The organism is Ruegeria sp. EL01, from assembly GCF_900313035.1.
Classification (GTDB): domain Bacteria; phylum Pseudomonadota; class Alphaproteobacteria; order Rhodobacterales; family Rhodobacteraceae; genus Ruegeria.
This window is the reverse complement of record NZ_OMPS01000046.1, coordinates 396,373-409,771: the sequence shown is the minus strand read 5'-3', so window position 1 is coordinate 409,771 and position 13,399 is coordinate 396,373. Positions and strand designations below refer to the sequence as shown.

Annotated in this window: 15 protein-coding genes and 1 pseudogene; 5 read left to right on the top strand and 11 right to left on the bottom strand. The window is 57.4% G+C overall.

The window, feature by feature from the left end; all coding sequences use genetic code 11:
- Positions 1 to 40 precede the first annotated feature (40 nt).
- From D9K61_RS27720 to D9K61_RS22335, 11 genes are all read right to left on the bottom strand, one after another.
- Complete coding sequence (locus D9K61_RS27720) at positions 41 to 169, bottom strand: hypothetical protein (protein ID WP_256386775.1); 129 nt, start codon at positions 167 to 169, stop codon at positions 41 to 43.
- Between the two features lie 80 nt (positions 170 to 249).
- Positions 250 to 1,602: an RIP metalloprotease RseP gene (gene rseP, locus D9K61_RS22380; protein ID WP_120635398.1), complete on the bottom strand. Its 1,353-nt coding sequence runs from the start codon at positions 1,600 to 1,602 to the stop codon at positions 250 to 252.
- Between the two features lie 4 nt (positions 1,603 to 1,606).
- Complete coding sequence (gene dxr / locus D9K61_RS22375; RefSeq protein WP_120635397.1) at positions 1,607 to 2,779, bottom strand: 1-deoxy-D-xylulose-5-phosphate reductoisomerase; 1,173 nt, start codon at positions 2,777 to 2,779, stop codon at positions 1,607 to 1,609.
- Positions 2,779 to 3,561 (bottom strand): phosphatidate cytidylyltransferase, encoded by a 783-nt coding sequence (locus D9K61_RS22370; RefSeq protein WP_120635396.1) that lies wholly within the window; start codon positions 3,559 to 3,561, stop codon positions 2,779 to 2,781. Before D9K61_RS22370 ends, dxr begins: the two co-directional genes overlap by 1 nt.
- A complete protein-coding gene (locus D9K61_RS22365) occupies positions 3,558 to 4,289 on the bottom strand; it encodes an isoprenyl transferase (protein ID WP_120635395.1) in 732 nt (243 codons plus the stop codon). The genes D9K61_RS22370 and D9K61_RS22365 overlap by 4 nt, the downstream gene beginning before the upstream one ends.
- Before the next feature lie 9 nt (positions 4,290 to 4,298).
- Positions 4,299 to 4,862: a ribosome recycling factor gene (gene frr, locus D9K61_RS22360; protein ID WP_120635394.1), complete on the bottom strand. Its 564-nt coding sequence runs from the start codon at positions 4,860 to 4,862 to the stop codon at positions 4,299 to 4,301.
- A 184-nt stretch (positions 4,863 to 5,046) separates the two neighbouring features.
- Positions 5,047 to 6,042 carry an acryloyl-CoA reductase gene (gene acuI / locus D9K61_RS22355; RefSeq protein ID WP_120635393.1) on the bottom strand — a complete coding sequence of 332 codons (996 nt, stop codon included), beginning with the start codon at positions 6,040 to 6,042 and terminating at the stop codon, positions 5,047 to 5,049.
- Positions 6,043 to 6,145: 103 nt separating this feature from the next.
- On the bottom strand, positions 6,146 to 7,249 hold the full coding sequence (locus D9K61_RS22350; RefSeq protein WP_120635392.1) for a dimethylsulfoniopropionate demethylase: 1,104 nt from the start codon (positions 7,247 to 7,249) through the stop codon (positions 6,146 to 6,148).
- Entirely contained in the window at positions 7,250 to 7,756 is a 507-nt protein-coding gene (locus D9K61_RS22345; protein WP_120635391.1) for a DinB family protein, read from the bottom strand.
- Positions 7,756 to 8,460 carry a DUF1326 domain-containing protein gene (locus D9K61_RS22340; protein ID WP_120635390.1) on the bottom strand — a complete coding sequence of 235 codons (705 nt, stop codon included), beginning with the start codon at positions 8,458 to 8,460 and terminating at the stop codon, positions 7,756 to 7,758. The genes D9K61_RS22345 and D9K61_RS22340 overlap by 1 nt, the downstream gene beginning before the upstream one ends.
- A 4-nt stretch (positions 8,461 to 8,464) precedes the next feature.
- Positions 8,465 to 9,244, bottom strand: a complete 780-nt coding sequence (locus tag D9K61_RS22335; protein ID WP_120635389.1) for a DUF2182 domain-containing protein — start codon at positions 9,242 to 9,244, stop codon at positions 8,465 to 8,467.
- Between the two features lie 98 nt (positions 9,245 to 9,342).
- Between D9K61_RS22335 and D9K61_RS22330 the strand changes: the two genes are divergently transcribed.
- The 5 genes and pseudogenes from D9K61_RS22330 (at position 9,343) to D9K61_RS22310 (ending at position 13,365) form a co-directional block, all read left to right on the top strand.
- Complete coding sequence (locus D9K61_RS22330) at positions 9,343 to 10,074, top strand: FadR/GntR family transcriptional regulator (RefSeq protein WP_120635388.1); 732 nt, start codon at positions 9,343 to 9,345, stop codon at positions 10,072 to 10,074.
- Between the two features lie 132 nt (positions 10,075 to 10,206).
- Positions 10,207 to 11,607, top strand: a pseudogene (locus tag D9K61_RS22325) (selenium-binding protein SBP56-related protein).
- Between the two features lie 13 nt (positions 11,608 to 11,620).
- Positions 11,621 to 12,274, top strand: coding sequence for a hypothetical protein (locus D9K61_RS22320; RefSeq protein WP_120635663.1), 654 nt, complete (start codon positions 11,621 to 11,623; stop codon positions 12,272 to 12,274).
- A 59-nt stretch (positions 12,275 to 12,333) separates the two neighbouring features.
- A complete protein-coding gene (locus D9K61_RS22315; protein WP_120635387.1) occupies positions 12,334 to 12,984 on the top strand; it encodes a TenA family protein in 651 nt (216 codons plus the stop codon).
- 18 nt (positions 12,985 to 13,002) lie between these two features.
- Positions 13,003 to 13,365 (top strand): DUF4345 family protein, encoded by a 363-nt coding sequence (locus tag D9K61_RS22310; protein ID WP_120635386.1) that lies wholly within the window; start codon positions 13,003 to 13,005, stop codon positions 13,363 to 13,365.
- Positions 13,366 to 13,399: the final 34 nt, after the last annotated feature.

Genomic DNA, 13,399 nt, shown 5'->3' with positions numbered 1-13,399 from the left:
ATTGATCAGTTCCGCAGTCTATCGAGAAGAGAGTGAAGAATCACATGCCAGCCAGATATGCGCCGCCCGCCAGCGCCAAAGCGGTGACTGCAAAGCTCAAAAGCATGTCCCAATTCAGCATGAACAGGAAACTCAGGCTCTGATAGGATTTTTGCATCGTATTTGTCATAATAGACCCTCAACCAGCGCGATTTCAGTAGCCCAAGAATGCGGCATTAGTGCGGCATTTCTATGCCGCACCCGCCTCAATCAGCAAAACAGGTCGTTGGTCAAAGAAAACAACATCAGACTGAGAATCAGCGTGATGCCGACGCCCATCAGAACCCGCAGCGCTTTGTCGCTTGGCGGTTTTCCGGCGACTGCCTCGTAGGCGTAAAACACCAGATGACCCCCATCCAGTGCCGGGATCGGAAACAGATTCAGTAACCCAACGGCCGTAGACAAAACAGCAATGAAAAAGATGAAGTTCTGCGCACCCTGACTGGCCATCGCACCCGAGGTTTCGGCGATTCCAATCGGACCGGATATGTTGCAGGTGCTGATCGCCCCCGTCACCATATGCCACATCCCGGACAGCGACCCTTCGATGATCCGTACGGTCTGCTGCACACCACCAGAAAGCGATTCTATCAAACCTGCAGGCTCGGTCGCGGCCTCCAGCATCATGCCGCCGACAATACCGATACGCCAATGGGTTACGAACCCACCATCAGCTTGCGGCTCGTCGGTTCGACGCGGTGCAAGGGCAAACTCAAGATCAGCGCCGTCTCGCCAGACGTTCAGCAACAAAACCCGCCCGTCCGAGCCTTCGACAAAGTCCTTGAGTTGTTCAAACGCAAAGATCGGCTCTCCGTTCACGGAGGTAATCACGTCCCCTTGCGCCAGTTGGATATCCATGGCGGCGCTGCGGGGGGTCACTTGCCGGATCAAGGGCGGGAACAACCAGGGTGCGGCCACGTCAATCGTCTGGCCGTCGCGGATGACAGTGTAATCCAGAATGGGTTCCACCGGCAGCGAATCCGTGAAGTCACCCCAGGCCCCTTCTTCATCGAAGTCAGGTGTCGGGATCCCGGCGATCGCAACGATTTCGTCGCCTTCCTGCAACCCTTGTTCTGTTCCCGGCAAAGGTTGCAGTGTTCCGACGGTCAAAGGCTCGCGTGATACGCCCTGCGACCAGAAGATCATCCCAAACACCAGAATCGACATGACGAAATTAAACACCGGCCCTGCTGCAACTGTCGCCGTGCGGGCCCAAAGGGGGGCGCCATGCATCGTGCGTCGCAGCTCTTCCGGGCTTTGTTCGGTGATTTCTTCCATCGCCTCTTCGTCTTTGCCCGAAGCGGCATTGGCATCGCCTAGAAATTTGACGTATCCACCAAACGGCAACAGAGCGACCTGCCACCGCGTGCCACGCTTGTCCATACGGCTCCAGAGTACGGGGCCAAACCCGATCGAAAACACCTCGGCATGGATTCCAGACCACCGGCCAACGATGTAATGGCCGTATTCATGAACTGCGACTATCACCGACAAAGCGATCACGAAGGCCACAATAGTCCAAAGCAAATTGCCAAACTGTGGAATCAGAGAAAGTACGTCCAAAATTTTATCCTGCTCGTTTGATCACGGCATCATCAACCCATTGACGTGCCAGATGGTCTGTTTTCCACACGTTATCAAGTGTCATAGGGGCATCAATAAGACCACCCGTTGCGTCGAACCGTTCCAGAACCGCGTCCACGACCTCGGCCATATTCAGAAATTCGATCCGGCGTGCAATGAAATGGTCCAGCGCACGCTCCTTGGCTGCGTTGAACACGGCACCTGACAAACCGCCGCGCGCCATGACATCGCGCGCCAGTTTCAGCGCCGGATACCGCGCCAGGTCCGGGTCGCTAAAGCGCAACTGCCCCAGCTTCGCCAGATCCAGCCTTTGCACAGGCAGAGCCTGCCGTTCTGGCCAATGCAGTGCATATCCAATGGCATGACGCATATCAGGCGCGCCCATATGGGCCATCACCGCCCCGTCGCGAAACCCCACCATCGCATGCACTATGGATTCCGGATGCACCAGAACTTCGATCTGATCCGGGTCAATGCCAAAGAACTCTCGGGTCTCTATGACCTCTAATGCCTTATTGAACATGGATGCGCTATCGATCGTGATGCGTTGACCCATGTTCCAGTTTGGATGGTTTGACGCCTGCTCGACAGTGGCTTTGGCCAGCTCCTGCAAAGGCCAATCCCGAAATGCGCCACCGCTGGCGGTGATAATCACCCGCTCAACCGCGTCCATATCCTCACCGGCCAACGCCTGAAACACTGCCGAATGTTCGCTGTCCACCGGCAGGATACTGGCATCATGTGTCCGCGCCGTGTCCAAAACCAGCGCACCAGCACAAACCAGCGTTTCCTTGTTTGCCAGCGCCAGCGTTGTTCCCTGTTTCAAGGCCTCGATCCCCGGCGCCAAGCCAGCGGCGCCAACGATCGCCGACATTACCCAATCGGCTGGCCGTGCTGCAGCCTCGGCAATGGCACTCTCACCGGCAGCAACTTCGACACCGCTGCCTTGCAGCGCATCCTTCAGATCGTGCAGTCGGTCCTCATGGGCGGTGACCGCGAGATCAGCACCCAACCTGCGGGCATCTGCCGCCAGTTGCGCGATATTCGCCCCGCCCGTCAGCGCGATAACATCGTAGGCGGTGGGATCACGTGCGATCAGATCGATCGTGTTTTGACCGATCGAGCCGGTTGCCCCAAAAATCGATACTTTCCGCATCACATGGCTCCGGGCGCGTAGATCAAGCCGGCAATCAGCACGAACAACGCGGCCCCCATCATACCATCGAAACGGTCCAGAAACCCGCCATGTCCGGGGATCAGGTTCGAACTGTCCTTGATGCCAAATTTGCGTTTCATAGCGCTTTCGACTATGTCGCCCGCCTGACTAGCCATCGACGCCAGAACCGAGACAACCACAAAGGCCACACCAAACCCGCCGTGCTGGGCAAACAGTGTCCCGACAAGCGCCGCAGCAACCCATCCCCCGGCGGTGCCGGACCATGTTTTCTTAGGGCTAACCTTTGGCCAGAACTTAGGGCCGCCGAAGGCTTTGCCGACGAAATAGCCAGCAACATCCGTGACCACCACGACCGAGATCAGCCAAATCATCCAGCCAAAACCCATGTTTTCGCGAATGGATATGAACCCTAGCCCCGCGGCTGCGATCCAGATGGCGAACAAGGCATACAATCCACGGGAATGGCTGACCTGCCCTGCTCCGACCAACGCTGGAGCGAGCAGAAACGGTACTTTGTACAGGGGTGGTAGGTGATAGCTTAGAATGACCCCGACACCAGTCAGAATGCCCAACTGCACAGCCATGCCTGCCCGCTGTGGTTCAATCATGCGGACCAGTTCCCAGGCCATCAGACCGCAGGCTGCGGCGATGAATACCTCGAACCAGATTCCGCCCAGCCAAACTTCGATCGAGCCAATCGCAACCAAAACGATCGCAGACAGAACCCGTGTGGTCAGATCAGACCATCGGCCGTCGCTCATGCCGGAACCGCTCCGAACCGCCGTTCGCGCGACCCGTAGTTGCGGCACAGGCGTTCCAACTCATCCGCGGTGAAATCAGGCCAGAGCGTGTCGATGAACTCGTATTCCGAATACGCCGATTGCCAGAGCAGAAAGTTCGAAATCCGCGCTTCGCCACTGGTCCGGATCACCAGATCCGGATCCGGCAGAACACGTGTATCCAGGTATTTCGGTAGCGTTTCCTGATCTACATCCTCGGGCCGCAACCGGCCTTCGGCCACGTCGAGGGCGAGGCGTTTGGTCGCCCGCGCCACCTCATCCCTGCCCCCGTAGTTCAACGCGACAGTCAGATGAACCAGATCGTTGTTTTTGGTTTCCTCTTCCAGCGTATCCATCAAATCGGTCAGCTTGGTATCCAGTCGCACCCGATCGCCAATGAAACGCACGCGAATGCCGTTTTTTGCCAGCGTTGTGGTTTCCTTGATAATGTAGCGCCGAAACAGGCTCATCAATCCGGCAACTTCAACCTGCGTCCGTTTCCAGTTTTCTGTCGAAAAAGCGAACACCGTCAGATATTTGATGCCCAATCCCGGACAGGCCTCGACCACTTCGCGCACGCGGCGTGCGCCTGCATGGTGACCAAATAGCCTAGGCCGCCCGCGTGCTTGTGCCCAGCGGCCATTGCCATCCATGATGATGGCGACGTGGCGCGGGCCGGCATGCTGTTCGGGTTGGGGATCTTTGGGCATTGTACCGGTTCAGACCTGCATGATTTCGGACTGCTTGTTCTCAAGCGCGGCATCCACGGCCTTGATCATCTCGTCCGTCAGGTCCTGAACTTCGCTTTCCCAGAATTTCTGATCATCTTCGGACATGCCGTCGGCCTTGGCCTTCTTGATCTGGTCCATGCCGTCACGACGAACGTTGCGAACGGACACACGCGCGCTTTCCGCATATTGCCCGGCCACCTTAGTCAACTCGCGGCGGCGTTCTTCGTTCAGTTCCGGGATCGGCAGCATGATGATCGTGCCATTCAGCTGAGGATTGATCCCTAACCCGCTTTCGCGGATCGCTTTTTCCACTTTGCCCACAAGGCCCTTGTCCCAAACATTGACCGTGACCATACGCGGTTCCGGGACGTTTACTGTGCCCACCTGGTTGATCGGTGTCATCGCGCCATAGGCGTCCACCATCACAGGTTCGAGCATCGAGGCCGACGCGCGACCGGTCCGCAGCGAGGCGAATTCGGTTCTGAGATTAGCCATCGCGCCATCCATGCGGCGTTTCAAATCATCGGTGTCCAATTCAAAGTCGTCAGACATGCTGCTCACTCCCCGTCTTCAGGTGATGTTTGGATGGGTCTTAAGCCATCACAATTGGGATGTATAGCAATCATGATCAGGAATTGTACCAATGGCCAGAGTTGTTTCGGCCATTTTTCGTCAACATCTTAGTTGGAAAACCGGCCAACCTGCGGGTCAGCCGGTTAAAGGGTGTGTTTTGCCTTCAGGCGTTCACATCAACAACCACACGGCCCTTGACCTGACCTTTCAGAATGTCTGCGCCCAGCTGGGAAAGATCGGACAAAGCGGCCGGGTGAACCATCGCTTCCAGCTTGTCCATCGGCAAGTCTGTGGCGACGCGCTGCCAGGCCCGAACGCGGTTGTCATAAGGCTGCATGACGCTGTCGATACCCAGCAGGTTCACCCCCCGCAACAGGAACGGAATAACGGTTGCAGGCAATGCCGCCCCGCCCGCCAGACCAACCGCGGCAACGGACGCGCCGTACTTCATTTGCCCCAACACACGCGCCAGCATTTCGCCGCCAACCGCATCAACACAACCCGCCCAGTTTTCGCTCTCCAGCGGGCGTTTGGTGGTCTCGTTCAGCTCATCACGCGGAACAATTGTCGTGGCCCCAAGGGATTTGAGGTAATCTCCGGTTTCCGGGCGGCCCGTGACAGCCGCAACCTCATAGCCCAGATGACCCAGAATAGCCGTCGCAACCGATCCGACGCCACCCGCAGCGCCAGTCACCAGCACGGGCCCGTGATCGGGTGTCATGCCATGATCTTCCAAAGCCATAACGGCCAGCATCGCGGTAAAGCCAGCGGTTCCGACTGCCATAGCCTGACGCGCATCCAGACCGTCTGGCAAGGGCACCAGCCAGTCCGCCAAAGCGTTGGCTTTCTGTGAATAGCCACCCCAATGCGCCTCGCCCACGCGCCAACCGGTCAGAACAACCTTGTCACCGGGCTTGTAACGATCATCCGAGGACGCCTCGACCGTACCGGCGTAATCGATGCCGGGCACATGAGGATAAGACCGCACCAACCCGCCCCCTTTTGGCGACATGCACAAACCGTCTTTATAGTTCACGGTGGAATACTCGACAGCCACAGTCACGTCGCCATGTGGCAGCGCATCCAAAGAAAGCTGCTGAACCGAGGCGCTCGCCAAACCGCTTTCCTCATCCTTTTCCATCACCAATGCATTGAACATCCAAAGCTTCCTTTCGTTGTTTCGCGACCGGATTCACACTTCATCTGGCCAAAAATATCCCGGGGGAGTTGCGCAGCAACGGGGGCAGAGCCCCCATACCACGTTAAATCCAGAACCTCTCTTGCACCGTTGCGCGGCGCATGCCGTCAGGTGTCTCGACCTCCACATTCGTACCGGCATCCCAGTGGCTCAACCTCAGCATACCGATCGACACGTTTGTTTTGAAATCCGGGGACCAGGCAGAAGATGTCACCTGCCCCACCCGTTTGCCATTTGCATATACCGGCCAGGGACCATCACATGGCGGCACTGCGTCTCCTTCGATCGCGATTGGCCGGATTTGCTGAACAGGTCCTTCCTTGGCGACGCGCAGCAAGGCGTCCCGACCGATGCAGCCAATCGCTGTATGAGTGTTGCAGAACTTGCCCAACCCGCATTCATGCGGAGTGTTATCGTCGGTCATGTCGTTGCCATAAGACAGCAAGCCACCTTCGATCCGCTCGATCAAATTCGGACATCCGGCGCGCACTTGAAGGTCCTCGCCCGCAGCGAACAGCGCATTCCACAAAGGCATACCGATATCCCCGCCTTCGACATAGATCTCAAAACCGCCCTGCTTGGAATACCCCGAGCGTGCGACGGCCAGATCCCGACCTTCGAACTGGAACATGTCAAACTTGAAGAACCGAATGTCCCGCACCCGGTCGCCAAAGACACGCGCCATCAGGTCTTCGGCCTTTGGTCCCTGCACAGCCAGCGGTGACACGTCCGGCTCATCCACCAACACGTCCAGTCGATAGCCGTTGGCCAAGCCCTTGACCCACAGCAACAAATCGCTGTCGGCGATAGAAACCCACCAACGATCCTCGGACAGTTTAACAGCGACCGGATCGTTCAACATGCCACCTGTTTCATCGACGATAGGCACGTAAAAGCACTGGCCCGGCAGCATGCCACGCAAATCTCGGGGCGTCAGCATCTGCATCAACCGCGCCGCATCGGGGCCGCGCAGTTCGACCTGCCGCTCGCAGGACACATCCCAAACTTGAACATGGTCCTTCAGGTGTCGATAATCAACCTGTACGCTTTCGAAAACCGTGGGCAATAACATATGGTTATAAACCGTATACGCTTTCACGCCTGCAGCTTGGACACCGTCGGAGAATGGTGTTCGCCGCAAGCGGCGCGACAAGGAAATCTGCGGCATTCACACCTCCTTTGGCATAAAGACAAGATCGCTGACAGGCGCGGCTGAGCCGGTTTCAGTCAGCATTTTGTGGATTTGTCCCCGGTGATGGGTCTGGTGATTGAAGAAATGGATGATGCTTCGTGCGTAAGGCACTGTAACATCGTCTTGTTTCGCAGCTGAAAACCACGTGAACTCACCCGTTAAAGGGCCATCGCCCAAGCTCTTGGCCCAGTCTGTTATGCGCGAATCCATGGTGCTTCGCAGCGGTTGCCATTCGCTCAGATCCGCGCAGATCGCGGTGCTTTCCGGTATTCCGCAATTGGGGCCTTCGCCTTTGTCAAAGCGCGACATCCAGATCCAGTCGCCCCAGAGCAAATGGTTTGCCGTCCCCAGGATCGACCCGAAAAAAGCCCCACGCTCGCGTGTTAATTCTTCTTGGGTCAAGCCTCCAAAGAACTCTGCCAACTGGTTGTTTTGCCACGTGTTATAGCGCGCCATTTCGCGGACATAGGCACGGGTGATCATCACTTTGGTCCATGCCAGTCGATGGGGCAAATTTCGGCGGATTTACCGCCAAAGTCCCAAATGCGGCCATAGTCACGCACCCGCGATTTGGTCCCACGGGCTACGATGATGTCCGGACCCATCCAGTATTTTGAGTTCGACACCATGACCGGGTGCTCCGGGTCCTGACCCGCCAGCATTTCGATCTCGCCCTGTATCTTGCGCCCAATCGCGATCCGACGCTTGTTGCCGTCCCGCTCGATCTGGACCGGGGCGCGTTCGGCACCGATGATTTCGCTGACCAGCATGGTGAACAGACCCGTGGTTCCTCCCGCCTGACCGCTGAAGATTTGTAGCAGACCATTGTACGCTTTGCCGCTGGCCCGCTCGTCCACATAAGCCGCGACCTTCCACTGCCCCTCACCCATGCGTCCGGGGATATCGACCAGCAGACCCACATTCAGACCCGACAGGTCCTCACCTTCGAAATGGCCTTCATCGATGATCACGCCCATCCAAGCGTGGCAATGCCCTTCGGTCGGCGGGTGCGCGCCCAGAGACACAACGCAGGGACAAAACACATCACAGGAACAGTTCAGGATCAGCTCACCTTTGATAGACCATTCCGTCGGGCTCATCTCGCGCCGCTTTGGGTTGGGCATGCGACTGTCGATCCGTTGACTAATAGGCAACCTGTCGGATTCTGGTTTTCTGTTTTTAGCCATAGGCTTATCCTCCGTATACAATGGGATAGATCAGCAGTGCGGCGCCGCCTGCGATCAATAAGAACCCCATCGGTCGGGTCACGACATGACCGATCTGGGGGAGTTTTTCCAAAACCATGAACAGGGTTGCCAGCCCCATCCACAACAGGCTCATGACACCGCCAACGAACCCCAGCGCCATAAAGCCCCAGCAACAGCCGACACAGAACGCGCCCAATCCAAGACCCATGCGCAGGCCGCCTGTAAAACCGGGTTTCCAGTGGCCCAGGAAATAGGTCATTGGGGCGTGGCACACGCCATGACAGACCTCTTTCGCACGGGTGAACTGGAAAGCGCCAACAGCGATCAGCAATCCGCCTGCGATCCAGTTGGATTTGGCTATGCCCAGCATGTCCACAACGCCGCCAAACAGCAATACAAGCTGAATACCCGTGATCAGGGCGGCAAAACCAACCCACACTACGAAATAACCGGTCAATACGCCCAACCACCCGGCGCGCGACCCGTCAGCGCTGCGGATCAGGTCTTCATAGCTGCGCAAGGTGGGCACCAACGTCGGCAGCATCATCGCCGCCATCATGATTGCCCACATCCAGAACAACGGGCCGAACTTGGCCATGGGCATGTACATGTCCATGCGCGGGTCCATGGCGCGCATCGCCTCGCCCATTGGGCCCGGACGACCAATCCAATCCAGATCCATGTCCCGGCTCATCGAGAACATGATCCACCATGACCACAGGATCATGGCGTAAAAGCCCAGCCATAAACCGCTGCGAAGCATTGCGCGACTCACGTGTCCCTCCCGACTCATCTCTTGCTTTTCAAATGTCAGACTTTTAAATGTCAGACAAATAAAAATTGATCCACGGTTCCCGAAACATGAAAATCGACCCTCAAAAACCTGCTGACCTGTCTGCCCAAATTGCACAGGCCATCCGCGATGCCATTGTGTCCGGAGAGTTGATCGTCGATGAACGCTTGCCGTCCGAAGCCGAATTGTCGGATCAGTTTCAGGTTTCGCGCCCCACCGTACGAGAAGCCTTGAAACGTCTGGCCGCGCAATCGCTGATCCGGACGCAACGCGGCGCTTCCGGGGGGGCATTTGTCAATCGGCTGAGCTTTCAGGACGCCTATTCGCAGCAAGTCACCACCTCGACCCTGTTGCTGTCGATGAATGCGGTGACCTTCGACACAGCATGCGAGGCGCGATATGCGCTGGAACGGGCCTGCGCGCCTATGTCGGCGGAACGGCGCACAGCGGATCAACTGGCCACTATGCGCGCCGAGATTTTTCGGCAGTCTCAACCCGGTCTGACGGATGAGGCTTTCTGCGCCTCAGATGTGGCCTTCCACCGGGCCCTGGTCGATGGCGCAGGCAACCCGGTGTTGTCCTACCAACTGGCTGGCGCTGTCGAAGCGATGCAGCCCTTGATGAACATGATCACCTTCACTGCGCGTTCCCGCGAAGAAATCATTCTGTTGCATGAGAAAATCGCCGACGCGCTTGAGGCGCGGGACGCCGAGACCGTAGACAATACTTTGGTCGATCTTGAATCCTACACACGTCTGCTAGCCCATGATGTGGCTGAGCGGCGACGCAAACCCGCCTGATCCCACATCAGGCCCGAATTCGAGGCAAAGAAACAGGCACAAGGGCACACGAGCACGCAGAAGGATGTCATCCGGCATCAAGACCGGAACTCTCAATAAAAATTGAATATCAATTGCTTACGGGAGGACGTTATGAACCAAAGACCGGACCCTACCTTTTATCCATCGGCCAAACTGGCAATGGAGGGCCCGACTGAGACACTTGCTTTTACGCTGATGCTCAGTCCTGACTTTTCGCAACCTGATGGGCTGGCGGTTGTGAATGTCGATCCGACATCGGACGACTTTGGCAAAATCGTGCATCAGGTGATCATGCCGGAAAAAGGTGATGAGTTTCACCACTTCGGATGAAACGCCTGTTCGTCTTCCTTGTCGCCCCTTAGTGGCCATGCCTTCCTCGAGCGTCGGTATTTGATCATTCCCGGCATTCGATCCAGCCGGATCTACATCATCGATGTGAAGAACCCGCTGGAGGCGAAGATCCACAAGATTATCGAACCCGAAGAAGTCTTTGCTAAGACAGGGTATTCCCGCCCACATACGATCCATTGCGGCCCCGAAGGCATCTATGTCAGCACCCTGGGCGGTGCGGGTAAGGACGGTACAGATGGCCCTCCGGGCATCTTCATCATGGATTGTGAAAGCTTTGAGATCATCGGACGCTATGAAATCGAACGTGGCGTACAGGACAAACACTATGATTTCTGGTGGAATCTGCCGCGCGACTACATGGTCAGTTCCGAATGGGGCCTGCCGCCGCAATATGAAAACGGGATTGTGGCCGAGGATTTGCTGTCCAACAAATACGGGCACAGCATCCATTTCTGGAACCTGCGAAACCGGACCAATATCCAGACCATTGATCTGGGGGAAAACCATCAGATGGCGCTGGAGATCCGCCCTGCTCATGACCCGGTCAAGCAATATGGGTTCTGCGGCGTGGTTGTGGACACGACCAACCTGCAAGGCGCGATCTTCACATGGTGGCGCAATGATGATGGCACGTTCGAAGCCAAGAAAACCATCACCATCGACCCGCAAGCCGCAGACCCGAATGACCTGCCCGAGTTGCTCAAGGGGTTCTCGGCTGTGCCACCACTGGTCACGGATATCGACCTTAGTCTGGACGACAAATACCTGTATGTTGCCTGCTGGGGCACCGGTGAGATGCATCAATACGATGTCTCAGACCCGATGAACCCGAAACTGGCCGGTAAGGTCGAGGTCGGCGGGATCGTCAAAAAGACCAAACACCCAAACGGTCAGGACTTTGGCTACGGCCCGCAAATGGTCGAAATCAGCCGTGACGGCAAACGGGTCTACTGGACCAATTCGCTGTATTCCACCTGGGATGATCAATTCTACCCCGGTGAACGTGGCGCGGCCATGGTCAAGGCTGATGTCGGCGAGAACGGAGGTCTGACACTGGATCCGAAATTCTGGGTCGACTTTCCTGACGGCTACCGTGCCCACCAAATCCGGCTAGAAGGCGGCGACTGTTCGACGGACAGCTTCTGCTACCCCTCCGTCTGATTTGGAATGGTTGATGACATCAACGGCTGGCCTTTGGCTGGCCGTTGTAGTCAGCGGCGCTTATCACGGGTTGAATCCCGGCATGGGATGGCCGCTGGCGGTATCGTCCGCATTGATGGAACAACGACAATCGGCGCTGTGGCGCGCGCTGGCGGCGTTGGCGGGCGGGCATTTTGTGGCCATGCTGGGGGTGCTTTTGCCCTTCGCGCTGATGGCGGTGCTGGTGGATTACCAAAAGGAAATCCGCATTGGCGCCGCTCTGATTGTCATCGCCATGGGCCTCTATATCGCTATCACGCGCCGCCATCCGCGGATGCTGTCCCGCATCCCGCCCAGCAAACTGGCCCTGTGGTCCTTTCTGGTGGCATTGGCGCACGGGGCCGCCCTGATGCTGGTGCCCATCTACCTCGGGCTCTGCGGGCTGGATGAACTGGACGCAGGCCACCGCGCCGTCTCCGAGATCATGGCCACAAATGGCCTGCTGGTTCTTGCGGTCGCCGCGATCCACACCGCCGCGATGATCCTGGGCGGCGGTCTTCTCGCCTATGCCGTTTATCGCTGGTTGGGCCTGCAGTTTCTATCGCGCAGCTGGTTCAATCTCGAACTGATCTGGGCGCTTAGCCTGATTTTGGTTGGTGTGTTGGGGCTCTGGTCTGCGCTCGGGTGACCTTGCACTTGCATCTCAAACACGCTTTGTCTGCCGAGGACATTTCATGGAGCTTCCGAATGCAAGACAGCACGCGCCCGACAGACATGCTGCGTCAGGGCAAATCCGCCGATTGGCAGGCCGCAACCACACACGCCTTCACGCGTGAAATGGCCGACGGCACTCTGTCCGTGCATAAGATGCGCTGGTATCTGGAACAGGATTATCAATTCGTCGATGGCTTCGTGCGCCTGCTGGCGAGCGCCATCGCCCATGCCCCGAGTTTGGCCGACAGTGTCCCTGCGGCGCAATTTCTGGCGGTCATCACCGGCCCTGAAAACACCTATTTCCTGCGCGCGATGGAGGCTCTGGGCACCGAACCCAGCAATGATGCCGCCCCGGCCACCCGCGCATTTCAGGACCTGATGGCCGAGGCGACGGCATCAGGCCGATATGAGAACATGCTCGCTGTCCTCGTGGTGGCCGAATGGGTGTATCTGACCTGGGCCCGCCCAGAAAACCCGCCCAAAGATCAGCTTCCGTTCTGGTTTGCCGAATGGATCACGCTACATGCGGGCGACGGGTTCGAGGGCGTTGTGGACTACCTTCGAAGTCAACTCGACAAGGTCTGGCCCACGCTGGATCCCAGCGCCCAGGTCGAGGTCACACGGTTTTTCCACCGCGCGATCGAGTTGGAGCGTGAATTTTTCGACGCCGCATACGCGGCCTGATACGGGAAAGATCCGTTTATGGTCACAACACTGAATGTCATCGCCGCCGTGCTGACCATCGGCTTTGGATTGTTTGGGTTTCTGGCGCCCGCCTGGACGGCCGCTTCTCTGGATTTGGCGCCCACCAACAGCACAATGGGTCTAAGCGAGATGCGCGCCTCGGTTGGTGGCTTGTTCGTCGTGACCGGCATCGCCGTGCTGTGGCTGAACAACCCGATGGCCTATGCCATGCTGGGTGTTGTCTATGCCGGGGCGGCTTTGGGGCGGTTCGTGTCCGTGTTTCTGGACCATCCACCTTTGGCCAAGGCTGTGACATTTGGTGGAATCGAACTGGTCCTGGCGATCTGGCTAATTGCGGCCAACATCAACAGAACTCCGTAACATATTGTTATGCTTAAGGTCGACCGGATGTAAT